The sequence below is a fragment of the Mesorhizobium sp. M7A.F.Ca.US.010.02.1.1 genome, assembly GCF_004023085.1.
In the GTDB taxonomy this organism is placed as follows: domain Bacteria; phylum Pseudomonadota; class Alphaproteobacteria; order Rhizobiales; family Rhizobiaceae; genus Mesorhizobium.
Window position 1 is genome coordinate 63,255 of sequence record NZ_RZRV01000010.1, and the last position, 22,206, is coordinate 85,460.

General features: G+C 61.3%; 23 protein-coding genes. 13 read left to right on the forward strand and 10 right to left on the reverse strand.

The genetic code is table 11. The annotated features are described in order from the left end of the window. Window positions 1–33 precede the first annotated feature (33 nt). From EOA19_RS13320 to EOA19_RS13335, 4 genes are read right to left on the reverse strand one after another with little or no spacing between them, the layout of a single operon-like run. Window positions 34–1,197 (reverse strand): epoxide hydrolase family protein, encoded by a 1,164-nt coding sequence (locus tag EOA19_RS13320; protein ID WP_128303869.1) that lies wholly within the window; start codon window positions 1,195–1,197, stop codon window positions 34–36. Beyond that, the gene (locus EOA19_RS13325; RefSeq protein WP_128303870.1) at window positions 1,194–2,174 is read right to left on the reverse strand and encodes a biotin-dependent carboxyltransferase family protein; all 981 of its coding nucleotides are present in this window, start codon (window positions 2,172–2,174) and stop codon (window positions 1,194–1,196) included. Before EOA19_RS13325 ends, EOA19_RS13320 begins: the two co-directional genes overlap by 4 nt. After that, window positions 2,171–2,833 (reverse strand): 5-oxoprolinase subunit PxpB, encoded by a 663-nt coding sequence (gene pxpB / locus EOA19_RS13330; protein WP_128303871.1) that lies wholly within the window; start codon window positions 2,831–2,833, stop codon window positions 2,171–2,173. The genes EOA19_RS13325 and pxpB overlap by 4 nt, the downstream gene beginning before the upstream one ends. A 6-nt stretch (window positions 2,834–2,839) precedes the next feature. Continuing rightward, a complete protein-coding gene (locus tag EOA19_RS13335; protein WP_023809514.1) occupies window positions 2,840–3,616 on the reverse strand; it encodes an SDR family oxidoreductase in 777 nt (258 codons plus the stop codon). A 239-nt stretch (window positions 3,617–3,855) separates the two neighbouring features. Here EOA19_RS13335 and EOA19_RS13340 point away from each other — a divergent pair, with 239 nt between their 5' ends. The 9 genes from EOA19_RS13340 (at window position 3,856) to EOA19_RS13385 (ending at window position 11,413) form a co-directional block, all read left to right on the forward strand. Then, window positions 3,856–4,491 carry an RraA family protein gene (locus EOA19_RS13340; protein ID WP_023809512.1) on the forward strand — a complete coding sequence of 212 codons (636 nt, stop codon included), beginning with the start codon at window positions 3,856–3,858 and terminating at the stop codon, window positions 4,489–4,491. 147 nt (window positions 4,492–4,638) lie between these two features. Beyond that, a complete protein-coding gene (locus tag EOA19_RS13345; protein WP_245273099.1) occupies window positions 4,639–5,757 on the forward strand; it encodes a branched-chain amino acid ABC transporter substrate-binding protein in 1,119 nt (372 codons plus the stop codon). 118 nt (window positions 5,758–5,875) lie between these two features. Then, complete coding sequence (locus EOA19_RS13350; protein ID WP_023809510.1) at window positions 5,876–6,787, forward strand: branched-chain amino acid ABC transporter permease; 912 nt, start codon at window positions 5,876–5,878, stop codon at window positions 6,785–6,787. After that, complete coding sequence (locus EOA19_RS13355; protein ID WP_245486165.1) at window positions 6,787–7,746, forward strand: branched-chain amino acid ABC transporter permease; 960 nt, start codon at window positions 6,787–6,789, stop codon at window positions 7,744–7,746. The genes EOA19_RS13350 and EOA19_RS13355 overlap by 1 nt, the downstream gene beginning before the upstream one ends. A gap of 2 nt (window positions 7,747–7,748) precedes the next feature. Further along, window positions 7,749–8,513 carry an ABC transporter ATP-binding protein gene (locus EOA19_RS13360; protein WP_128303873.1) on the forward strand — a complete coding sequence of 255 codons (765 nt, stop codon included), beginning with the start codon at window positions 7,749–7,751 and terminating at the stop codon, window positions 8,511–8,513. Next, window positions 8,513–9,241, forward strand: a complete 729-nt coding sequence (locus EOA19_RS13365; protein WP_023809507.1) for an ABC transporter ATP-binding protein — start codon at window positions 8,513–8,515, stop codon at window positions 9,239–9,241. The genes EOA19_RS13360 and EOA19_RS13365 overlap by 1 nt, the downstream gene beginning before the upstream one ends. A gap of 616 nt (window positions 9,242–9,857) precedes the next feature. Next, complete coding sequence (locus tag EOA19_RS13375; protein WP_023809505.1) at window positions 9,858–10,061, forward strand: CsbD family protein; 204 nt, start codon at window positions 9,858–9,860, stop codon at window positions 10,059–10,061. Between the two features lie 533 nt (window positions 10,062–10,594). Beyond that, entirely contained in the window at window positions 10,595–10,900 is a 306-nt protein-coding gene (locus tag EOA19_RS13380; protein ID WP_128303874.1) for a hypothetical protein, read from the forward strand. Between the two features lie 87 nt (window positions 10,901–10,987). Further along, on the forward strand, window positions 10,988–11,413 hold the full coding sequence (locus EOA19_RS13385; RefSeq protein WP_128303875.1) for a c-type cytochrome: 426 nt from the start codon (window positions 10,988–10,990) through the stop codon (window positions 11,411–11,413). An 85-nt stretch (window positions 11,414–11,498) separates the two neighbouring features. On the opposite strand, the gene EOA19_RS13390 is transcribed toward EOA19_RS13385, so the two are convergent. From EOA19_RS13390 to EOA19_RS13400, 3 genes are all read right to left on the reverse strand, one after another. Then, window positions 11,499–11,639, reverse strand: coding sequence for a hypothetical protein (locus EOA19_RS13390; protein ID WP_245486168.1), 141 nt, complete (start codon window positions 11,637–11,639; stop codon window positions 11,499–11,501). A gap of 95 nt (window positions 11,640–11,734) precedes the next feature. Continuing rightward, the gene (locus tag EOA19_RS13395) at window positions 11,735–13,489 is read right to left on the reverse strand and encodes a thiamine pyrophosphate-dependent enzyme (RefSeq protein ID WP_128303876.1); all 1,755 of its coding nucleotides are present in this window, start codon (window positions 13,487–13,489) and stop codon (window positions 11,735–11,737) included. A gap of 106 nt (window positions 13,490–13,595) precedes the next feature. Next, complete coding sequence (locus tag EOA19_RS13400; protein WP_023809496.1) at window positions 13,596–14,606, reverse strand: ATP-dependent DNA ligase; 1,011 nt, start codon at window positions 14,604–14,606, stop codon at window positions 13,596–13,598. Between the two features lie 224 nt (window positions 14,607–14,830). On the opposite strand from EOA19_RS13400, the gene EOA19_RS13405 reads away from it, so the two are divergent. The 3 genes from EOA19_RS13405 (at window position 14,831) to EOA19_RS13415 (ending at window position 17,614) form a co-directional block, all read left to right on the forward strand. Continuing rightward, entirely contained in the window at window positions 14,831–15,421 is a 591-nt protein-coding gene (locus EOA19_RS13405; protein WP_128303877.1) for a LysE family translocator, read from the forward strand. 318 nt (window positions 15,422–15,739) lie between these two features. Beyond that, the gene (locus tag EOA19_RS13410; protein WP_128303878.1) at window positions 15,740–17,032 is read left to right on the forward strand and encodes an Nramp family divalent metal transporter; all 1,293 of its coding nucleotides are present in this window, start codon (window positions 15,740–15,742) and stop codon (window positions 17,030–17,032) included. An 87-nt stretch (window positions 17,033–17,119) separates the two neighbouring features. Next, complete coding sequence (locus EOA19_RS13415; RefSeq protein ID WP_023809493.1) at window positions 17,120–17,614, forward strand: hypothetical protein; 495 nt, start codon at window positions 17,120–17,122, stop codon at window positions 17,612–17,614. Window positions 17,615–17,686: 72 nt separating this feature from the next. On the opposite strand, the gene EOA19_RS13420 is transcribed toward EOA19_RS13415, so the two are convergent. Next, window positions 17,687–19,798: a catalase gene (locus EOA19_RS13420; RefSeq protein WP_128303879.1), complete on the reverse strand. Its 2,112-nt coding sequence runs from the start codon at window positions 19,796–19,798 to the stop codon at window positions 17,687–17,689. A 291-nt stretch (window positions 19,799–20,089) separates the two neighbouring features. Between EOA19_RS13420 and EOA19_RS13425 the strand changes: the two genes are divergently transcribed. Beyond that, window positions 20,090–20,653 carry a sigma-70 family RNA polymerase sigma factor gene (locus EOA19_RS13425; RefSeq protein ID WP_127292180.1) on the forward strand — a complete coding sequence of 188 codons (564 nt, stop codon included), beginning with the start codon at window positions 20,090–20,092 and terminating at the stop codon, window positions 20,651–20,653. On the opposite strand, the gene EOA19_RS13430 is transcribed toward EOA19_RS13425, so the two are convergent. Beyond that, window positions 20,654–20,830 (reverse strand): hypothetical protein, encoded by a 177-nt coding sequence (locus EOA19_RS13430; protein WP_127292183.1) that lies wholly within the window; start codon window positions 20,828–20,830, stop codon window positions 20,654–20,656. A 460-nt stretch (window positions 20,831–21,290) separates the two neighbouring features. Beyond that, window positions 21,291–22,205 carry a class I SAM-dependent methyltransferase gene (locus EOA19_RS13440; RefSeq protein WP_128303880.1) on the reverse strand — a complete coding sequence of 305 codons (915 nt, stop codon included), beginning with the start codon at window positions 22,203–22,205 and terminating at the stop codon, window positions 21,291–21,293. Window position 22,206: the final 1 nt, after the last annotated feature.

Sequence of the window (22,206 nt, forward strand, 5' to 3'; positions counted from 1 at the left end):
GCCTTCGGGTTTGGCTGCGCGCAAACGCTGCCTTTAAAAATCCAGACCGCCGGCAAAGGCTCTTATATCCTGTGCAAGCAAAGCGGGCTGCTCGAGGGCTGCGAAATGACCACCGCGCGGCATCGCTGTCCACTGGCGGATGTCCTTGAAGACGCGCTCGACCCAACTCCTGGGCGGCATCGGCAGCTCTTTGGGGAACAAAGCCACTGCAAGCGGGACGTTGATCGCTGTGCCGGACGCGAATGCAAGCGGACGGGCGCGCGTTTCCCAATAGAGTCGCATCGACGAAGCGACGGTCCGGGTGAACCAGTAAAGCGAGATGTTGGCGAGCATGTCGTCGCGCGAAAATGCGGCGTTGGCCAGATCGCCATCGCAATCGCTCCAGTCGCGGAACTTCTCGATCATCCACGCTGCCAGTCCGACCGGCGAATCCGTCAGCCCATAGGCAAGCGTTTGCGGGCGCGTCGCTTGAATATGAGCATAGGCGCCATGAATATCCGCCCATTCGGCTTTCCGTTCCAGGAAGGCGCGTTCTTCCAAGCTTAGGTCGCCATCCGGGCCTGGATCGTGAGGAGGTGAGTATGAGCCGGGGATGAAGTTCAGATGCACCCCGGCGAGACTGTCTGGATGCGCGTGCGCCAGGCAGGTCGACACGCCGGCGCCCAGATCGCCACCTTGCGCGAGATATCGTTTGTAGCCGAGACGGCTCATCAACTCGGCCCAAAGGTCGGCGACGGTGAACAGGTTGAGACCAGGCCTGGTCGGTCGGCTTGAAAAGCCATAGCCGGGAATCGAGGGGACCACGACGTTGAAGGCGTCCTCCTGTCTTCCGCCATGCGAAAGCGGGTCGGTCAGAAGCGGGATCAACTCATGAAATTCGAAGACGCTGCCTGGCCAGCCATGGGTGAGTATGACCGTTCTGCCGGTTGCGACAGCGGCGCGCGCATGGATGAAATGGAGGGTTTCGCCGCCGATATCCGTCTGGTAGTGCGGATGGATGTTCCAGGCGGCTTCCTGCTTGCGCCAATCGAAGCCGGTGCGCCAGTGTTGCATTAGTCGGCGCAGTTGCTCGTGCTCCGTTCCCTGCGTCCAGCCTATTGCCTGCAACTGGTCCGGCTCGCGCCAGATCGAGATGCGCTTCTTCAAATCGTCGATTTCAGACTGGGCAATCTCGATGGTGAAGGGGCGAATTTTCATGGAGCCCTCTGCTCGCCGGCCATAAGGTTTCGGGCGGCGATAAAGTCGTGACTTTGCTGCCGGTTCGCGCGAAGCGCTTCTGTCGACGCTTCGATCGAGACCGGCAAGAAATGTAGGCGAGCGCCGACCGGCGCTTGCGCCAGCCGCCAGAAATCGGCTTCGATCACCGTGGCGATCTTCGGATAGCCGCCGCAGGTGTTGGCATCGGCAAGTTGGATGATCGGCTGGCCGGACGGCGGCACTTGAACGGTGCCGGGCACGATGCCGTGGGACAGCAATTCCAGCGGTGAGACGAGTGAAAGCGCCGTCCCGGACAGGCGATATCCCATGCGGTTGGCGTCGTTGGTGATGCTCCATTCGCTGTCGGTGAAGGCTGCCTGGGCCTCCAGCGTGAAGGCGTCGAACTCGGCGGCCGGCAGAACCCGCAATTCGATTGCCGAGGCAAAGCCGTCCGCCGCGCCTCGCCGCGCCTCCACCGCCGCGCCGACGCCGCCCGCGGGAAGGCGGCATTGCGCAGGGTTGAGCGCAAGCCGGTCACCGCGCGACAGGCCGCGTCCAGCGAACCCGCCGAAACCGCCTTTCACGTCCGTCGCGCGCGACCCCATGACGGGCGGCAGATCGAGCCCGCCGGCGAAGGCGATATAGGAACGAGCGCCGATGCGCGGGGCTTCGAGGACAAGGGTCTCGCCGGCGCGGATCGTCGTGGCCCACCAGGGAGGGCAGGGCCGATCGCCGACGCTGACGGCGCAATCCGCGCCGGTGACGGCGACGGCGGTGTCGATATGTACGCGCAGCCGGAACGGATGAAGCGCGACCTCGATCCCGGCAGCCGAGGGATCATTGCCTAGTATCAGATTGGCGATCGCCAGTGCCTGCTTGTCCATGGCGCCGCCATGGCTGACCCCCAGCGCCAGATGACCGGGTCGGCCGAGATCCTGGACCGTGTTCGGCAGGCCGGTGGTGAGGATCTCGATCATGCCTCGATCTCTGCAATTGCGAATCGGATCTTGTCTCCGGGCCTGAGCAGCACGGGCAATTCCGCTTCGGCGTTGAACAGCTTCACGTCGGTATGGCCGATTATGTGCCATCCGGACGGCGCGGTCATCGGCATGATACCCGCCTGCGCGCCACCAATGATGACGGCGCCCTCAGTGACTTTGAGGCGAGGCGTGCTGCGCCTTGCCCAGGCAAGCAGCGGGTCGAGACCGGACAGATAGGGAAAGCCCGGCATGGCGCCGATGGCGGCGACGGTGTAGGTGGCCGCCGCGTGGCGGCTGACGGTCTCGTCGACAGACATGCCGCAATGTGCGGCCCAGCCGGCGAGATCCTCGCCGCGCGCGCCGCCATAACTGACGGGAATGGTATGATGCGTGCCGGTCACCGCGTGGGCATCGGTGCAAGCCCAGAGCGACATCAGCTGACCCGTGACGCTGTGGGCGTCCGTAGCGAGTGGGTTAAATACCACCAGCAGGTTGTTCATGCCGGGAACGGCCTCGCGCACCCCCTTTAGGCGCAGCGCGGCATTCGCCACCGCCCAGACCAGTTCCTGGGTGGCATCGCTGAAAGCCCCCTGCACGCCATCGAGCAGCAGCGCGCCCGATCCCGCAAGACTGATGTGAGGCGTACCGACAACCATGGGGGGTCAGTCCTTCACCGGCACCGTATAGTTCAGGATCAGGCGACCGCCATCCGGATAGATGGTCTGGCCGACGATGTAGGAAGCGTCGTCGCTGGCCAGGAAGGATGCGACGCTGGCGATCTCCGAAGGTTCGCCACAGCGGCCGCTCGGCGTGCGCGACAGGATGGTCTGGCGCTGCGCTTCGCTGGCCATGACCGAACTCTTGACCATGTCGGTCAGGATGGTGCCGGGGCCGATGGCGTTGACGCGGATGTTATGCGGGATCAATCCGACGGCCATCACCGCCGTCAATTGCTTGATGCCACCCTTGGACACGGCATAGGCGACCGAATTGGGAATGGCCAGGATGGCGTTGATCGACGACATGTTGATGATCGAGCCGCCGCGTCCCTGCGCGATCATGGCCCTTGCCGCGGCCTGCCCGAGCAGGAAGGGCGCCTTGAGATTGACGCGCTGAACCAGGTCGAAGGCTTCCTCGGGGAAGTCGACGAAATCGTCCAGATGGATGATGCCGGCATTGTTGATGAGGACGTCGACACCGCCGAATCGCTCTGTGGCCTTGGCAACAACATCGGCTGCCATTTCCTGCGTGCATTCGGAGAGATCCGCCGATAGCCAGGCGGCGCGCTCGCCAAGACGTTCGGCATGCTCGCGCCCGCGATCGGCCTGCACGTCGACAAGCACGACCTTGGCGCCATCGGCATGAAAGCGCTCGGCGCAGGCAAGGCCCAGGCCCTGTGCCGCCCCGGTAACGATCACGACTTTTCCTGCGTGCTTCACAGTCAATTCCCTTTTCACAATCACGATATTCGTGGATATGTTATCCAATCTATCTTGAACTTCGACGCCGTTGCAAGCCCGGATGATGGGTGGGGCTTTGGGCATTCTTGCCCAAGGAGCGGCATTTATGAGCTGCTTTGGCTTTTTTCTGCCGACCATTGCAAGCCGGTTGACTCCACTGAATTAATTGTGATTGGATACTATATTCATAAAAGTGCCGACGACGGGGAGTGCAGACGATGGCGGATGGATCACAGGAAAGCGAACTGATCGACGCGTTCCGCGCTCTGGCGACGCCGTTGATCAGCGACAATCTCGCCCGTGTCCCCGGGGCTGTCGGGTTGCGGCCATTTCACCGGGTGGGCGGCGTCATGGCGGGGAGGGCGCTGACGGTCAGGACCCGCCCCGGCGACAACCAGTTCATCCATCGTGCGCTCGATCTGTTGCAGCCCGGAGACGTCATCGTCGTCGATGGCGGCGGGTATGAAGGACGCGCGCTGGTCGGCGAGATCATGACAAGTGTCGCGGCGTCGCGCGGCGCCGCAGGCATTGTCATCGACGGCGCCATTCGCGATGCCGGTGCCATCGGCCGCAATCCGTTTCCATGCTTCGCACGGTCGGCCATCCATCTCGGACCTTACAAGGATGGGCCGGGAGCCATCAATGTTCCCGTCTGCATAGGCGGCATGGTCGTCGGTCCCGGCGACATCGTCGTGGGTGACGAGGATGGCGTCGTGGCATTTCCAATCGAAGATGCCGCGGCTTTGCTGGCCGCCGTCAGGGCGCAAGAAGCGCGTGAGGCCGAGATCATGCAGAGCATCCGGGAGAACCGCTACCAGGGAGCCTATGCCCGGGCTGCCGGCGGCAGTCACTGATCGGCGGATCAGAGCCTGCGGGTGACAAATCGCGTGGCCGGCTAGCGATCTTGCTCAACATAACCGCTCCGCAGCTAACCGAGGGGCGAAACAATGCATTTCGGGCACGCCGCCTGGATGCGCCAACAGGGGAAATGGAGAGAATTAATGGTTGTTTCCTTCAAGAGGCTTGCCAAGAGGCTTGCTTGTGCCACCGCCCTTGCCGGGCTGGCTATGACCACGATGGCCGCGGCTGCCGACATCAAGATCGGCATTGTGGCCCCCATGACTGGCCAACTGGCCAGTGAGGGGCAGGATATGGAGAACGCCGTGAAGATGGCGATCGATGCCGTCAACGCCAAAGGCGGCGTCAACGGCGACAAGATCATCACCACTACCGCCGACGACGCCTGCGATCCGCAGCAGGCGGTGACCGCAGGCAGCAAGCTTGTCTCGGAAGGCGTGACCGCCATCGTCGGCGGCTACTGCTCGGGCGCCGTCTTGCCGACATTGAAGATCTATGGTGACGCCGGCATTCCATTCGTCATCATCGGAGCGAACTCGACCAAGCTGGTCGCCGCCAATCAGGGCAATGCCTTCCTAGCCAATTCAACCGGTGACATGCAGGCGACGACAGCCGTCGAGCTCTTCAAGAAGAACGGCTACAAGAAGATCGCGGTCGTGGACGAAGGCGATGCCTATTCGTCCGACTTGGCCAAGCTGACCGCCGAAGCCTTCAAGAGCGCAGGCGGCGAAATTGCCGCCAAGGAGACCACCACGGCCGGCGAGCAGGACTATTCGGCGGTCGTCACCAAGATCAAATCGAGCGGCGCCGACGCTGTCTTCTGGACCGCATATCATGCCGGTGGCGCCCTGCTCACCAAGCAGCTCCGGCAGGCCGGGTTCCAGGGCGGCATTGTGCTGGGCGACGGCAACAATTCACCGGAATATCTGGAGATCGCCGGGTCGGCCGGTGAGGGCGTGTACCTGTTGTCTCCCCCGACTGTCGACCTCTTGTCCGGCGCCGCCGACTTCAAGGCCAAGTACAAGGAAACCTATGGCCGCGACGCCGGCGCCTATGCGGCGCTCTCCCACGATGTGGGCGACCTGATCGTCGATGCGATCACGCGGGCCAAGTCGGCGGATCAGAAAGCGATCATCGAGGCGCTCAAGGCGAGCGACTTCAAGGGCCTTGCTGGTGAAATCAAGTTCACCGACAAGAACACGCTCCAGACCTCGAATTTCCGCCCGGTGATCGCCAAGGGCGGCAAGTGGGTAGCCGAATAAAGGCCAACCGGATTGACGCCGAGGCAGGCCTTGTGGCGGCCTCGGCGTCACCGCCGATTGTCTGGTGTGCCGACGCTGCGCTCAGACAAGACTTTTTCAATTCTGCCCTGGAGCATCAATGACGCTCGACCTGCTTATTCAGCAACTGGTGAACGGTCTTATCGTCGGCTCGTTCTATGCCCTGATCGCGCTTGGCTACAGCATGGTCTTCGGCGTCATCAAGCTCCTGAATTTCGCCCATGGCGACATCTACATGAACGGCGCCTTCGTCGGCCTCATCGTGTTCTCCTTCGTCGGCATATGGGTCGGCAATGGCTGGCTGGGCGTGGTCTGCGCCCTGCTTGTGTCGATGCTGGCTGTCGGCTTGCTCGGCGTCATCATCGAACGCTTCGCCTACAGGCCGATGCGCAATGCGCCGCGCCTCTCCATCCTCATCACGGCGCTCGGCGCGTCGATGGTGCTGAACGGCACGGCACTCGCCCTGACAGGCGGGCGGCATTACGCCTTCAACACGGACCTCGGTTTTGCCGGCGTGGATATTTCCACCGTTCACATCACCTACACGCAGATGGTGCTGGTGGCCGCCTCCATCGCTCTTATGGCCGGCATGCAGGCCTTTGTCTCACGCACCATGTACGGCAAGGCGATGCGCGCCGTGTCCATCGACATGGGGGCGAGCCGCCTGATGGGCATCGATGTCGACCGGGTGATCGCCTTGACCTTCTTCATGGGCTCGGCGCTCGCTGCCGGCGGCGGGGTCATGGCCGGCGCCTATTATGGCAGTGTCCATTTCTTCATGGGCTTCATCATGGGGCTCAAGGCCTTCACCGCCGCGGTCATAGGTGGGATCGGCAGCGTGCCGGGCGCCATGCTCGGCGGATTGCTGCTCGGCCTGCTCGAAGCTTTCGGTTCGTCCTTGCCCTTCGTCGGCTCGGAGTGGCGTGACGTCTTCGTGTTCGGGACCCTGATCCTGTTCCTTGTGTTCAAGCCGACCGGCCTTCTTGGACGCTCTGTCGTGGAGCGGGTGTGATGACCGACGAAGTGAGAACCATGCCGACCGCCGGGCAACCGCAATTGATGCGCTGGTCCGTCGTGCTGCCCGGCCTGGCGGCGCTCACCTGCGCGCTGGTGTTGCCGCAATTCGCCAACGCCTATGTGACGGAGGTGGCAACCACGGCGCTGCTCTATGTCGTTCTGTGCCTCGGCCTCAACGTTGTCGTCGGCTATGCAGGCCTGCTCGATCTCGGCTACGCCGCCTTCTTCGCGGTCGGCGCCTACACATCAGGCATCCTGACCGCGGAATTCGGGTTCAATTTCTGGCTTACCATCCCGGTCGCCATGGTCGCCGCCTGCGTGGCCGGCATCATCATCGGGGCTCCGACATTGAGATTGCGCAGCGACTATCTGGCGATCGTGACGCTGGGCTTCGGCGAAATCGTGCGCATCATCGCCCGCAACCTCGACATCACCGGTGGCGCGAGCGGACTCATCGGCATCGAGCGCCCGGAGATATTCGGCTTCAGGCTGATGCAGGTGCAGCACTTCTACTATGCGTTCCTGGTGCTTGCGCTTCTCACCGCCTTCGTCTGTCTGAGCGTCGAGCGATCGCGAATGGGACGAGCCTGGTTCTACGTTCGCTACGATGAGGACGCCGCCGCTGGCATCGGCATCAACCGTGTCACGGCCAAGCTGCAAGCCTATATGATGGGCGCTGTGATCGCTTCCGTGGCCGGATGCTTCTACGCAGCCAAGATGACGGCCATCTCGCCGGAGAGTTTCACCTTCAACCAATCGCTGCTCATCCTTCTCGGCGTCGTCCTGGGCGGCATGGGCCGCATTCCCGGCGTCGTCCTTGGTGCTGTTCTCGTGGCCCTGCTTCCGGAGGTGCTGCGCGGCGCGGGAACCTATCGTCCCCTGGTGACCGCGGTTGCGCTGCTGGCAATCATGCTCTTCAGGCCGAACGGGCTGTGGCCGGACAAGCGAGTTTGACCATGGCGCTGCTGGAAGTCCGCGACCTGCGTCTCAGTTTCGGAGGACTGAAAGTCCTTCACGACATTTCGTTCTCGGTTGAGAAAGGCGCCATCAACAGTCTTATCGGGCCGAACGGGGCCGGCAAGACATCACTCTTCAATTGCCTGACCGGCTTCTACAAGCCGAAGGGCGGCTCGATCAGTCTGGGCGGCCGGCCAATCACCGGCTTGCCGCCGCATCGCATCACCGCGCTCGGCCTCGCCCGCACGTTCCAGAACATCCGGCTGTTCCAGGAAATGACCGTTCTGGAAAACGCCATGTCCGGCCAGCATTGCCGCAGCCGCCACGGCATCATGTCGGCGATCCTGCACTTGCCGGCACAGCGGCGCGAGGAGGAGACGATCCGCGCGGCTGGCATGCGCTGGCTCGATTTTGTCGGCATCGAGCAGCATGCGCATCGCCGTGCCGGTGGTCTTTCCTATGGCGATCAACGGCGGCTCGAACTCGCAAGAGCCCTGGCGTCGGCGCCCGAACTCATCCTGCTGGACGAGCCCGCCGCCGGCCTGAACGAGCGCGAGAAGCTGGACCTTGTTCACCTGATCCGCCGCATCCGTGACGAAACCGGTGTCACCGTCCTGCTGATCGAGCACGATATGGGCCTGGTCATGCAGGTGTCGGAGAAGATCGTGGTGTTCGACTATGGGCAGAAGATCGCCGACGGACCGCCGGAGGCCGTGCGAAAAGACCCCAGGGTCATCGAAGCCTATCTCGGTACGGAGGACTGATGGACGCCGAAATCGTTCTTTCCGCGGACCGCATCGTCGCACGCTATGACGGCATCGAAGCCCTTCATGGTGTCAGCCTTTCGGTCAAGCGCGGCCAGATCGTCGCCCTGCTTGGCGCGAATGGTGCGGGCAAGAGCACCACCCTGCGCACGCTGTCCGGCCTTGTTGCCGCATCCTCCGGATGTGTTCGCTTCCTGGGCGAGGACATAACCAAAGTCCCTGCCCATCGCCTGCCGCATCGCGGGCTCGTCCACGTCCCGGAGGGAAGGCGTATTTTCGGCGACATGACGATCAGGGAGAACCTCGACCTGGGCTCGTTCACGCTTGCCGACGACGTCGAGCGCCGGCGGCGGCTGGATCATGTTTTTGAGCTCTTCCCCATCCTGGCGCGCAGACAGAATGGCGATGCAAGGAACCTCTCGGGAGGCGAGCAGCAGATGCTGGCGATCGGCAGAGCCCTCATGGCCGCGCCCAAGGTGCTGTTGCTCGATGAGCCTTCCATGGGTCTGGCGCCGCAACTGATCAAGGAAGTCATGAACATCGTGCAGCGCCTCAATCGTGAAGGCGTGACCATTCTGCTTGTGGAGCAGAATAGCAAAGTCGCCTTGAAATTCGCCGACTACGGCTACGTTCTCAAGGCCGGACGCGTTGTTCTTGAGGGACCAGGCAGCGATCTCGCGAGCAATGAAGCGGTTATCAGCGCCTATTTAGGTGGCGTCGCTGCTTAGCTGGCAAAGCTGCCAACGCCCGGATTTTACAGAATGAGGCCGCCGCTCCAGTCCATGATTTGCCCGCCTTGCAGGAGTGGGATCAGCCACAACGAGTTGATTCTGTAGAAACGTTGACCTTCCGGGCCTACCATCCAGTCTGTGTTCCGACCCCGGGGACATAGCTGACAAAACCTCGAGGGACGCACGGAAACCAGCGGATTGCCGCAACCGCGACGGCGATCCCATAATGGCTCAGGAGTGATTGTTCATCCGCTCGAACAAAGCTTCGCCCATCCGGCGCGTATGGGCCAAAATGCCGACAAGCACCTCGTCCTTGTCCGCTTCGAATGCGCAGCGCCTCGGTGGCGAATTCGTCCGGACTGACCATCATACGGTTGGCTGTTCCTCCGCTGCGGGTGCTGCCAACGAGACCGGTATCGACAATTGGCGGAGCCATCTCCACCACCCGAATTCCGCTCGACCTCAATTGATGACGCAGACTGAGCGTAAAGGAATGGATCGCGGCCTGTGAGAGCAAGACAAGCGCCTTGCTGTCGAGTTCCAGGAACATCCGTCGTTGATTTGCGTTTGCTCTCCGAGGTTAGACGTTTTCAAACCGAAGGAGAACGGTGTCATGGACTGGAACCGCGTGGAAGGAAACTGGAAACAGGTGAAAGGCAAGGTCAAGGAGCAGTGGGGTAAACTCACGGATGATGACCTTGACCGCATCGCCGGCAAGCGCGATCAACTCGAAGGCAAGATCCAGGAGCGTTACGGCCTCGAAAAGGACCGTGTGCGGCGCGATATCGATGACTGGTACGGTCGGCAGGGCTGGTAGGCGTGTGAGCCCCGGCTGCGGCCAACTCCAAGACGCGGCCCGGGTGCCAATTCGGCAGGTCCGGGCCATGCAGGCGCCGAGCCTTATCGTCAGTTGAATTTTGCAGCAAGGATTTCGTACTGTGTCAGAAGATATCTCTCGCAAGCAAGAGCAACGGGGGACAAGAAGGATTGTCATGTGGGCGGTCGCAGTTATCGCTGTGATTTTCCTTGTTCTGCTTGCTACATTCGTGTTCGGCCCGTCGGTGTGATTTTCGTTGCGATGATTGAGCTGTTTCCTGCACGATCCAGGGATGATTGAGGGCGCTTGCAGCAACCACCATCGAGCGACGATGTGTTTGGCGAGGATATGCGGCTGGCGCTGCTTCCGCGGCCGGACGGCGCAACAAGCGGCGCTTATACCGACTGCCGTCGCGCGGCTAACAGTCTGCGGTAGCCTGAAACCGTTTCACAGGAATTTCGCTGAACACGATTTCGCCGGGAACTATCAGCAAAGGATTGGTTTGGTGGCGGTACACAACCAGGAGATCCACCATGATTGTCAAACTTCTCTCCACCGCTGTGCTCGCGCTCACATTGGCCACATCGGCAATGGCGCAGTCGAACGGTTCAAGCTCCAACAGCGGTTCGGGCACGACGCCCGGAACCACGAATGATGCCAATGGTACCGCCGGTTCCGGTTCCGGTACTTCGACAACCCCCGTTGACCCGAACGCAACAAATTCGACAACCACCCCGAACGGCATGAGCGACCGCTGCAAGGACGCCGCGGGCAATGATACCGACACAAACACCGCCTCCGGCACGACAACGTCGAATGTGCAGAACTGCAACAAATAGATTGGTGCCTCGGAGCGCTGCCGGACATTGCTCCTTTCCCTGGGGCTGCGATCGGGCCGCGTTTTGCGACTGCGATGGCATGCGCGGATGAGCCGACAACCCGTCAGGCTGATGCCATCCGCGCTGCCCTGGGTGGCAGGCGTATCCGCGGCAATCGTCATTATTCCGGTAGTTTGCGCCGTCAACTTGGTCCGCGGCGACAATCTCCGGGAAACCACCATTGCACAGGCCATCGGTGGCGACCCTGACCGGGCCGTCCCGGCAATGATCCGCCACGGCTGTGGCGGATGTCACGAAATCCCGGGGGTACCCGGCGCCCATGGCACCGTCGGTCCGTCCCTGCAAGGCGTCGTCGAAAGAGGATATATCGGGGCGTCGCGAGCCACCCCGGATGCGATGATGCGCTGGATCAGCAGGGCGCGGGATGTAGACCCGAAGGCGGCCATGCCCAATACAAATCTGTCGCTTCAAGAGGCGCGCGACATTACCGCCTATCTCTATGCGCGAACATGAGGCGCGCTGAAGTCGCCCCACGGCGCAGGCGTCTTGCCAGCAAAAGCAGCAGGCCAGCATCAACACGGCGGCGTCCGCTCCGTCGCTACAGTCGGCTGGCGCCGGCAACATACAGCAAAAGGATTGCCGCCAGTGGCAATGTGATGGGGAGCGCCAGAGTCCAACCGGCCTGCGGAGCGCCGTTACCGTAGCAGATGGAGGTCGAAAAAAGCGCGTCGAAGCTCATGATCCGCATCCGTCACCCGGAAGAGCACCAGTTCATCTGGAAAGATCCAGAATGAAGCCAAGGAGGCGCGCTGTTCCCACCTCCTTGCGCCGCCTCTAGGCGTCCATCATCGATTTCGCCGGCTCCCGGGCGATATTTTCTTCTATGCGTTCGTGTCCCGGTGTTCGCGGCAGGGCCTGGCGGAAGTTCTTGGCATAGTCTGCCGGCATTTTGGGCGGCATCAGCGGCTCATAGGCATCGACCAGCGCTTCGATCACGACAGGGCCTTCCGTGGCGAAAGCCTGGTCGAGAACCGTCTCGATCTGATCGGTCCGCTCGATGCGAAAACCCTTGGCGCCCATTGCTTCCGCCGCCATGGCAAAATCGATCGGCTGCAATTCGCAGCCGAATTGCGGATTCCCCAGAAACATCATCTGCTCCCAGGCGATCTGATTGAGCATGTTGTTCTTGATCACCAGAACCTTCAGCGGGATCTTGTAGCGCACCGCCGTCGAGAATTCGCCGAGCTGCATGGCAAAGCCGCCATCGCCGACGATGGCGGCAATCGGGCGACCGGGGAATGCTATGCCGGCAGCGATGGCGTAGGCGAGACCGCAAGCCATCGACGCCAGCGATCCGGACACCCCAAATGCCTGGCCGCTGCGAAGATCGACATGGCGGGCGGCCAGTTCCGTGTTCTGACCGGAATCCGTGGCCAGCACCGTGTCGTCGGCCAACCGTTGTCCGAACGCCCGGGCAATCGCCTGTGGCTTCAAGGGTTGCGCCTGCATGTCTTCCGACTGCCGCATCATCTCGCGCCATTTTCTCATGGTCTCCTGGGAACGGTGCAGGAACTCATCGGAGGGCTTCTGCGTCAGACGTTGGTTGAGCGCGCGCAATGTCTCGGCCGCGTCGCCGACAAGGCCGGCTTCGACTGGAAAGCGCAAGCCGATCCGCTGCGCATCGCAGTCGATCTGGACGCCACGGGCCTGCCCGGGCTGCGGGTAGTATTCGATATAGGGAAAGGTCGAACCGACAATCAGCACCGCGTCACAGCTCTCCATCGCCTCTTGCGAAGCCAGGGTTCCAAGAATGCCGATCCCGCCGGTGGTGTAGGGATGGTCGTCCGGCAGCACCGCCTTGCCCAGCAAGGCCTTCGCGACAGGCGCCTGCAGCAGGCGCGCCGTGTGTTCGAGTTCGGCGGCCGCGCCGATGGCGCCGCGTCCGGCCAGGATCGCAACCCGCGAAGCGTCATTGAGAATGTCGGCGGCTTTGTCGAGCTCAACGTCCAGCGGTACGCTGTGAGCGGCGAACATATCCTGCGGCGTGTGCGCCGGGCGATTGCGCTTGGAGCGCTTCGACGGATCGCGCTCCTGCTCCTGGATGTCGCTGGCAATCGAAAGATGTGCGACGCCCTTGCGCGCCAGCGCGGTTCGGCAGGCAAGGCTGGCGACGTTTTCCATATGCGCGGCATCGGCAACATGGGCGTTATAAACGGAGACATCATTGAACACGCGCGTCAGATCGACATCCTGTTGCGTGAACGTCTCGATCAGATCGTGGAACTGCATGCCCGTAATCGCCAGCACCGGAGCCTGGTCGAGCTTGGCGTCATAGAGGCCGGTCAGAAGATGTGTTCCGCCGGGACCGGACGTCGCAAGGCACACGCCCAGCTTACCTGTCCACTTGGCATACGCACATGCCATGAAGGCAGCCGATTCTTCATGCCGGACCTGAACGAAGGCAATCTTGTCGCGCCGCGTCCGCAACGCTTCCATGACGCCGTTTATGCCGTCTCCCGGCAAGCCGAACACCACCTCCACGTCCCAGGCGACGAGCGTATCGATGAGAATTTCTGCTGCATTTGGCATGTCAGGGTAGCTCCGGCGGATGGTGTCCGAACCGGTGAATCCCGAGTTGGTTCCTTCGTCACAATAAATCGTGACAGGTTTCTGGAAGCGATCTCCCCGGAGCGGTCTATTCGATCTGCTCGAACGTGCATTGCCGTGGCGCCTTGTCGGGGCGCCAGCGCAGCAGTTTGGTGCCGTGGCGAAACCGATTGCCGGTAACGTGGTCGAAGCGGACCTCCACCACCAGTTCAGGTTCCAAGGGTTCCCATTGTCCGCTGCGCTCCGTGCTCCAGCGGCTCGGGCCGCCGGGCGCCTTGCCGGTGAATCCGGGCTCTGACCGCAGCCCTTCCAGCCGCCGCGTGAGCGCTCCTCTGTCGGTCCTGGCGATGGTCGACGTGAAGCCGACGTGATCGAGCTTGCCGTCGTCATTGTAGAGGCCGAGGAGCAGCGAGCCGACCTCACGACTGTCCGCGAGATAGCGGAAACCGCCGACAACGCAATCGGCGGTGCGCCTCGGCTTTACCTTCACCATCGCACGTTCGCCGCACAGATAATGCTCATCGAGCACTTTGGCCACGATGCCGTCGGTCGATGCATGGCCGGAGCCGTTTAGCCATCGAGCCGCCGTGGCTGCATCATAAGCGCACTTCGACAGGCGAAGATCTGGACTGTTCGAGGAGGTCGCGAAGTCCTCGATCGCTCGCCGCCTTTCGACAAGTGGCTTGCCCGTGATGACCTCGCCGCCCGGCCTGGCAAGCATGTCGAAGAGGATCAGACTGGCAGGCGTCTGCGAACTCAGTTTGCGGATTCTGCTTTGTGCTGGGTGAAGGCGCATCTGCAGCGCTTCGAAGGAAAGCTCACCGTCAACCTCAATGACAATCTCGCCGTCGATGACGAAGTGCCCGCGCTTGAGGTCACGCAAAATCTCCGTGATTTCTGGAAAATAGCGGCCGAGCGGCTTGCCGGATTTGGCGCGCAGGTCAACGGCGTTGTCGCTCTTGAAAGCCAGGCAGCGAAATCCGTCCCATTTGGGCTCGTACTGCCAGCGGTTCCCGTCCCTGGGGATTTCATCGGCAAGCCTGGCCTCCATCGGAGGAGTGTCCAGCGGGAGCGGGAAGGCGTTTATCGGTTCATGCACGGGTCAGGCCTCCAAAACCGGTTCAGGAACGGCTCCGGCTTTTCAACTTCCAGGACTGGCACCGCGTTCCATCTGACGGTTCTGCCTGGTTCTTCGCGATGGGACATTTTAATTTGCCGCGGAACCCGGATGACGGCTGGTCGCTTTGATGTCATCGGCAACGCGAGCGGAGATGTCCCATCGATCCCTCATTGTGGATAGCTTTTGTCGGAACCGTCATTCTGATGCAGATGCCGCCAGGCCCCGACAGCATGCTGGTGATGGCACGCGGCATCGGGCAGGGGCGCGACGTGGCGCTGTTCACGGTGCTCGGCATGACGCTGGGCGCCGGACTTGTGCAGCTTCCGCTGATTGCATTCGGCCTGTCCTCGCTTGTCCACGCCTCGCCCCTGGCGTTCAATCTGCTTCGATGGGCCGGGGCGGCCTACATCGTCTGGCTGGGTGTCCGGCTGCTGCTTTCATCCTCGGCAACCATTCCCACGGGTGACCTCAAGGCCCTGCGGCCGCTCGCCGCCGCCCGGGAAGGAATGATCGCCAATCTGAGCAATCCCTGGCCTTTGATGTTCATGGTTGCGTTCCTGCCGCAATTTGTCGATCCGCATAGGGGCTCCGTCACGTTGCAGCTGGTGCTGCTTGGCGCAACACAGAAGATAACCGGTGTGCTGGTGCTGGGAGCCTACGCCTTGGCATCGGGCGCGGCCGGCGCATGGGTCATGCGGCACCCTCGCGCAAGGCTTTGGCAGCAGCGGCTCGCCGGCTGTCTCATCATCGGCCTCGGCGTGCGGATGGTGATCGGCGGCGGTACGAGCCGCTGACGAAGCGGATGAACAGCCGGGCCCCACACTCGACTTTGGCGCCGCTGGACATTCCTTCAAAGAAGTCGCCTGAATGACAGGCTTCGAGACAAGCATTCTCTTCTTCAGGGGACGGAGCATTCGCTTGGATGTTCGGCTCCGCCGAAAGAACCCGCATGGGATGAAACGCCGTCGCGGGCCGGGACTGTGTCCAGGAACAAAAAGCCTGACCAGAGGTTCGAACTTGATCTCAATGCAGCTTGAAACGGCTGCTTCATCGGCATCCGATTGGAATGTTCGTCATGATTTCTTGCGTGGCCCCGGTAAAGACGCGCTTCAATGAACAAGCCACCTGAAGAGGGCCAAAGGGCAAGCGAGCAAAAAAAAGGTGGCGTCGTTCGGGCTCTCGGGCTTGGTTTGATCACCGGCGCGGCCGATGACGACTGCTCGGCCATCGGTACCTACGCGAGCGCCGGAGCCCGGTTCGGCCCCGACCTGCTGTGGACGGCACCTGTCACGCTGCCGATGATGTATCTCGTCGTCTACCTTTCATCCAAACTTGGCCAGGTTTCGGGTCGCGGGCTCTTCAAGGTCATATCGGACTTCTATCCGCGTTGGCTGCTATGGTCTGTGCTGGTGGGCGTACTGATTGGCAACACGATCGAGGCAGCCGCCGACCTTGGCGCCATGTCGGCGGCCATCGTGCTGTTCGTTCCTCTGCCTGCTCCCTTGGTCGTCATTGTCGTTGCGGTCGTCATTTTTGCCCTGCAGGTGTTCGGATCGTATAAATTGATCCGAAATGTGTTCCGGTGGCTGGCTCTGGCTCTGCTTGCCTATGTGGTCTCCGCGGTGCTTGCCAAACCGGATGCCGCCTCCGTTCTGCGTGGCACGCTATTGCCAAAAATCGAGTTCAGCCGCGAATACCTGTCCATCCTCGTCGCCATCGTCGGGACCACGCTCTCCGCATACCTTTACACGTGGCAGTCCAATCAGGAGGTGGAGGAGGAGATCGCCAAGGGTCGAACGAGCCTCGAAGAGCGCAAAGGCGCCACCGAGGGCGAGCTGCGCCGATCCCGCCGCGATATCCTAATCGGCATGACGTTTTCCAATCTGATCATGTATTTCATCATCCTTTCGACAGGGTCGACGCTCTACAAGGCCGGGCAGACGCAGATCGAGACAGCGGCACAGGCGGCCGAAGCGCTGCGGCCGCTTGCCGGCGACGCTGCCGGCATTCTCTTTGCGGCCGGTATAATTGGCGTCGGCTTTCTGGCCGTGCCGATCATGACCGCTGGCGCCGCTTTCGATTTCGCTCAGGCGATGGGATGGAAGAATAGCTTGCATGCCAAACCCCGGCAGGCTCCCAAATTCTACATCGTGATCGGGGTCATAACGCTGGTGGCGGTGGGCCTCAATTTCTTCGGCTTCAACCCGATGAAAGCTCTGGTCTGGTCCGGCATCGTGCAAGGATTTTCAACGCCGCCGCTGCTGCTTCTCCTTCTCATCATGACCAACAACCGCAAGATCATGGGTGACAAGGTCAACAGCACAAGCACGAACATCCTGGGTGGGGTGACGATCCTGGCGATTCTTGCGGCGTCGGCGGGGTTGGTAGCAAGCTGGTTCCTGTAGCTCGCCGGGTGGGAAGGATGTTCAGGCATGGTGGAACATCGGCGGTCAAATGTCGTTGAGACGTTTGTGGGAGAAATGAGGTTGTCCATGTCAAAGTTGCAGGCCGCCACTCCGGATCGTTTAAGGCAACTCAGGCTTGAAGCTTCAGCACATTTCGCTCCGTTGATGCTGAACGAGGCCCTGTTGCGCCTTTCCCATGCCTGCGGAGCCGACAGCCTCGACCGCTTCGAGAAAGCCATGGTTGATCAAATCGAGGCAGCAAAGGACGATCGGGCCGATTTCGAATCGATCAAGGAATTCGCGATCGAGCAGCTTTACGCCCTGGTCCGGAACGCCAACGATTCGCCAAAAAAGAAACAGGCACTTGAGAAGATAGACACGCGCAGAACGCCCGGCCGTTCCGAAGAACCACAGACGCTCGAGGACCAACTGCAGGCGGGGTTGGAGGATTCCTTTCCGGCGAGCGATCCGCCCTCGGTGGTGTCCACGACCATTTCAGGCGGAGCAAAGAAGCTGGTCGGGACCGACGAGGTCCTGGAAAAGCAGCGGCAACAAGCGTCCAGCAAGGAAGGCCGCTCGTAGATCGCGGTGGCGGCTGGTGTGGCGGCAACCAAGGCCTGCGGACACGCCAACGGAACAGCTGGCGCCATCGCATCAAAGCTTGACAGCCGCCTCCCGCGCCCAGAGCCGCAGTTTGCGGCATGACTGCACAAACGCAGTTACCGAAGCTGCCGAATCCAGCCGCGTCAACCCCTCATCGGCATCGGGAGCGACGCCTGCTTTGATCAGGAGCGGCTCGGCCCCTGTGGTGAAGCCGATGAACTTGCAGTGCGCAAACGCATCAGACACGAAATCCTTCGCAGCGGCCTCCTTGACCAGCAACTCGGCGCCCGCCTCGGAGAGGAGCAGCACCACCGCGTCGAACAATACGGATGGACCGCCGTCGATCATGTGCCTTGCCTCGATGTGAGTGCCGTCGGCGGTTTCGACGCCGCCCACCTTGGGCGCAACCACCTCCATCACCGCGCCTTCCGCTTCGATGGCGGAACGAAGTTCCTCGAACAGCGCGACATCGGCTCCATCGCTAAGCATGACACCGACTTTGCGGCCTTCAAAACTATCAGGCCCATTTTGAATGATGCTGAGCGCCGGCGACGGCAGCAAGTCATCACGCGGCGTAACGGCGGCTTCGGCAGGTTCGGGCAGGTCACGGATGCCGAGCTTGTCGGCGACCGTGGTCGCCAGCGTTTCATCGATGTTCAACAAATGCGAAACCATGCGCTCGCGGATCGCCGGTGCCTGGACCTTGCTCAGTTCAAATGTCAGCGCCATCGCGATGTGACGCTGCTCCGGTGGTGTCTGGCTGTTGAAGAATTGCCGGGCCTGGCTGTAGTGATCGGCGAAGCTCTCCGCGCGCAGACGTACTTTCTGCCCTTCTTCGGCATCGGCGAAAGAACGGAAGCCACGCTGCGGATCCTCGCGCGGTCCCAGTCCCCATGAGTTCGGCTCATAATTGGCGCGACCGGCCGGGTTGCGCATGGCCATGTGCCCGTCCTGTTGAAAATGGGCGAACGGGCATTTCGGCGCGTTGATCGGCAGATGGGTAAAGTTCGGGCTGCCCAGCCGTTTCAATTGGGTATCGAGATAAGAGAAGTTGCGGCCTTGCAGAAGCGGATCGTTGGAAAAATCGATTCCGGGCGGCACATTCTGCGTCATGAACGCCACCTGCTCGGTCTCGGCGAAGAAATTATCCGGCATCCGGTCGAGCACCAGCCGACCGACGGGAATTGGTTCGAGGACCTCTTCGGGAATGATCTTCGTTGCATCCAGGATATCGAAGTCGAAACTGTCGGCAAACGCCTGATCGAACAGTTGCACCGTCAACTCCCATTCCGGGAAATTGCCGGCCTGTATGGCCTCCCACAGATCGCGGCGATGGAAGTCGGGATCGGCGCCATTGATCTTGACCGCCTCGTTCCAGACCACCGATTGCATGCCGAGCTTGGGTTTCCAGATGAACTTGACGAAGGTGGATTCGTCCTTCGCGTTGACGAGGCGGAACGTGTGCACACCAAAGCCTTGCATGAAGCGGAAGGAACGCGGGATCGCGCGATCCGACATGATCCACATCACCATGTGCATCGATTCCGGCATCAGGCTGATGAAGTCCCAGAAATTGTCGTGCGCCGTCTGTGCCTGCGGAAAGGCGCGGTCGGGCTCCTGTTTGGCGGCGTGGATCAGATCGGGAAACTTGATGGCGTCCTGGATGAAGAAGACCGGGATGTTGTTGCCGACCAGGTCCCAATTGCCTTCCTTGGTGTAGAGCTTGACCGCGAAGCCGCGCACGTCGCGGGCGAGATCGAACGAGCCCTTGTTGCCGGCAACCGTCGAGAAACGAACGAATGCCGGCGTCTTTTCACCAACTCGCTGGAAAATGTCGGCACGTGTGTATTTGGAAAGTGACTCGTAGGTCTCGAAAAAACCATGCGCACCGTAGCCGCGGGCATGAACGACCCTTTCCGGGATGCGTTCGTGGTCGAAGTGGAAAATCTTCTCGCGAAAGTGAAAGTCCTCGATCAGCGATGGTCCGCGCTCACCGATCCGCAATGTGTTTTGGTCGTCGGAGACAGGCGTTCCGAGCGCCGTCGTAAGGGCAGGCGTTTCATCCCCCGCGATCTGGTGCAACTCGCCGCCATTTCCGCGCGCGCTATTCTGATCCAGTCCACTTGCCGATTGGCGAGCGGAGGGGCGAGCGGATTTGGCCATGACAGGTCCTCGATCGATACCGGAAGGTTGAAGTGGTCAAGCCATCAAACTGCCGGTGAGCGGCTTTGTTCCCGTAAAAAATGGACGCTGGAGACACCGCTGCCGGAGGAGCCGTGACTGCTGCGGCGATGGTGCGCGCCGATCGGATGACAGATATCTCCGCCTGCGCAGAATTTATGAAGAGTTGTCTCCAGCACGAGGAACGAACCAAACTTCCATGCATTTAGCTGGGGCTGCGTTCACACACTCTTTCTTCTGGGAGCTGGACCATTGTCATCCGGAGGCTGCCTTTTGGCCGACCAGGAAACCAATGAAGTTTCCATCGTTGACCTGATACCTGCCCTGCGGGCATTCGCGCGCACCTTCTGCCGCGTCCCCGACGACGCCGACGATCTCGTGCAGGAGACACTGACCAAGGGTCTCGCCAACATCGACAAGTTCGAACCCGGTACGCGCATGAAGTCGTGGCTCTTCACCATCATGCGCAACACTTATTACACCCGGGTCAAGATCGCTGCCCGGGAGGCGCCAGGACTGCTCGATTGCGCGTCTTCGAGACCGATTTCGGAAGCCACCCAGGAATGGACCGTTCAGAGCAGGGAAGTTCACGGCGCCATTCAAAGGCTGCCTGAACACCAACGCGAAGTCCTGATGCTGATCGGCGTTTTGGGAGTGAGCTACGAGGAAACCGCCGACATATGCGGTTGCGCGGTCGGGACGGTCAAAAGCCGACTGAACCGTGCGCGCGCCAACATCCTTGAATTCCTTGGAGAGAGTTCGCTGGAGACATTGATGGAGAGAAGAAACCAGCTTTCGGATGGTCAGCTCGATGTCGAGGTCGACGGCCGCAGATAGTCAGTTCTTCACGTCGCGTCGACGTTTCTCGACGAGCGCGTTTTGCAATTCGATCGCCAGCTTGGTCAGGCGGTCTGGAATTTTTTCCTGCTCTATGGCGGCCAGCAGGGAAGCAATCTCCTGATCCACAGCCATCTCGACATGCGGATCCGCGGTATCGTCGCTCGAACGAGACATCACATTCTCTTGATAGCGGTCCCTTGATCCTAGTGTGGTGGTAAGCGCCTTGCATTACAAGGCGGTGTCCACCGCCAAGAAGCTCACCAGCGGCCCCTTGCACAGGTTTATTTCCTTGCTGCTCCTTCGTCGCCGCGGGCCATGGACGCGCTGCGGTGGCGTTCAGTCCTTCGGCAATCGGTCAGCGGCGTCACCCGGATATTGATCGGACTTGATCCGATTGCCGTCCTGCCCGCGCTCCTGGCATGCTGCTTCTTGTCGCGATTCGACAAGACCGCGTTTTCTTCGATCTCGTCCTTCTCCGGGGAGATCACCGCGCCGGCGCCGGCACTCTTGCTTGGCTGCTGCGGCCGAAATGTTTTTTACCGCCGGATGCCATGATATCCTCCTTCGAATCGGGGACACTCGTCGGTGCCCGTTGTTCGACGTCCGAACTGGCATCGCGCTGTAATGTTCCGCTTCACCCAGCGAGCAGAAAGGCGTCGCCGTCCCACGACCGAAACGGCTTCTCGCCGTCGATGAGGACCCGCAATTGATGAGCTTGCGCCAGACGGCCGATATCATCGCGGTCTGAGAGAAGTGATCCGCGATAGGAATAGTTCAGCAAGGCGAGCCAGCCCGGCCGTTTCAGAACGCGCGCAATTTCGTCGAAATGCCGATCAGCCATGCCGGCCAGAACCAGATAGGGAAAGCTGTCCACCGCCAGCACGCAATCGAAACTGGCATCGGCGAATTCGGACAGATCGAGACCGGAGGTTTGTCGCAACTCGACATTGCCGAGTGCGGCGCATTGCTCGGAGGCGATGGAGATCATCCGCGGCGATATGTCGATGCCGACCATCCGCTTGAAGGATTTGCACAGCGCACGCTCGAAACGGCCGATGCCGCAACCGATGTCGAGGATGCTCCGTTCCCTTCCGGTGAATTCTCGCGCTTCCAGCCATGCAACGATTTCGTTGGTCGTGGCTGTGAGCCTTGCCTCATCGCCGAGGGATGCCAGTTGGACACTCGCGGCTCCCGAAATCGCTGCCGCGGCATCGAAGCTGGAGGCCAGCCGCCTGACGACAGCGACATTCGTCTCATCCTCATTGCGCTCATGCCGAACGGCGCCACCCGCTGCCTGCAACATGGCGAAGACGTCTGGCTTGCAGCGCAGCAGTCCGGCGACCTTTCGCAGCCTTGCTGCGTCGCCGGCATCCGCCGGCTGGACCTTCAGCACGACCTCCGCCAATTCCGCCGCTCCAATTGTGGGCGGCAGGTGGAGCGCCAGTCTGACGAGAACGCCTTCGGCGCAAATGCCATCGGCCACGCAGTCTTCAACCGCCAGCCTGACCGATGTCAGGCGCCGGGCGGCTTTCGGTGCGGTTACACTCATG

Excerpts from the sequence above, each read along its gene's own strand:
- EOA19_RS13365 (WP_023809507.1), top strand. The coding sequence starts at position 8,513 with ATGGACGCCGAAATCGTTCTTTCCGCGGACCGCATCGTCGCACGCTAT.
- EOA19_RS13380 (WP_128303874.1), top strand. The coding sequence starts at position 10,595 with ATGATTGTCAAACTTCTCTCCACCGCTGTGCTCGCGCTCACATTGGCC.
- EOA19_RS13345 (WP_245273099.1), top strand. The coding sequence starts at position 4,639 with ATGGTTGTTTCCTTCAAGAGGCTTGCCAAGAGGCTTGCTTGTGCCACC.
- EOA19_RS13375 (WP_023809505.1), top strand. The coding sequence starts at position 9,858 with ATGGACTGGAACCGCGTGGAAGGAAACTGGAAACAGGTGAAAGGCAAG.
- EOA19_RS13395 (WP_128303876.1), bottom strand. The coding sequence starts at position 13,489 with ATGCCAAATGCAGCAGAAATTCTCATCGATACGCTCGTCGCCTGGGAC.
- EOA19_RS13430 (WP_127292183.1), bottom strand. The coding sequence starts at position 20,830 with ATGTCTCGTTCGAGCGACGATACCGCGGATCCGCATGTCGAGATGGCT.
- EOA19_RS13320 (WP_128303869.1), bottom strand. The coding sequence starts at position 1,197 with ATGAAAATTCGCCCCTTCACCATCGAGATTGCCCAGTCTGAAATCGAC.
- EOA19_RS13355 (WP_245486165.1), top strand. The coding sequence starts at position 6,787 with ATGACCGACGAAGTGAGAACCATGCCGACCGCCGGGCAACCGCAATTG.
- EOA19_RS13385 (WP_128303875.1), top strand. The coding sequence starts at position 10,988 with ATGAGCCGACAACCCGTCAGGCTGATGCCATCCGCGCTGCCCTGGGTG.
- EOA19_RS13340 (WP_023809512.1), top strand. The coding sequence starts at position 3,856 with ATGGCGGATGGATCACAGGAAAGCGAACTGATCGACGCGTTCCGCGCT.
- EOA19_RS13360 (WP_128303873.1), top strand. The coding sequence starts at position 7,749 with ATGGCGCTGCTGGAAGTCCGCGACCTGCGTCTCAGTTTCGGAGGACTG.
- EOA19_RS13440 (WP_128303880.1), bottom strand. The coding sequence starts at position 22,205 with ATGAGTGTAACCGCACCGAAAGCCGCCCGGCGCCTGACATCGGTCAGG.
- pxpB (WP_128303871.1), bottom strand. The coding sequence starts at position 2,833 with ATGGTTGTCGGTACGCCTCACATCAGTCTTGCGGGATCGGGCGCGCTG.
- EOA19_RS13410 (WP_128303878.1), top strand. The coding sequence starts at position 15,740 with ATGAACAAGCCACCTGAAGAGGGCCAAAGGGCAAGCGAGCAAAAAAAA.
- EOA19_RS13350 (WP_023809510.1), top strand. The coding sequence starts at position 5,876 with ATGACGCTCGACCTGCTTATTCAGCAACTGGTGAACGGTCTTATCGTC.
- EOA19_RS13415 (WP_023809493.1), top strand. The coding sequence starts at position 17,120 with ATGTCAAAGTTGCAGGCCGCCACTCCGGATCGTTTAAGGCAACTCAGG.
- EOA19_RS13420 (WP_128303879.1), bottom strand. The coding sequence starts at position 19,798 with ATGGCCAAATCCGCTCGCCCCTCCGCTCGCCAATCGGCAAGTGGACTG.
- EOA19_RS13325 (WP_128303870.1), bottom strand. The coding sequence starts at position 2,174 with ATGATCGAGATCCTCACCACCGGCCTGCCGAACACGGTCCAGGATCTC.
- EOA19_RS13405 (WP_128303877.1), top strand. The coding sequence starts at position 14,831 with ATGCAGATGCCGCCAGGCCCCGACAGCATGCTGGTGATGGCACGCGGC.
- EOA19_RS13390 (WP_245486168.1), bottom strand. The coding sequence starts at position 11,639 with ATGAGCTTCGACGCGCTTTTTTCGACCTCCATCTGCTACGGTAACGGC.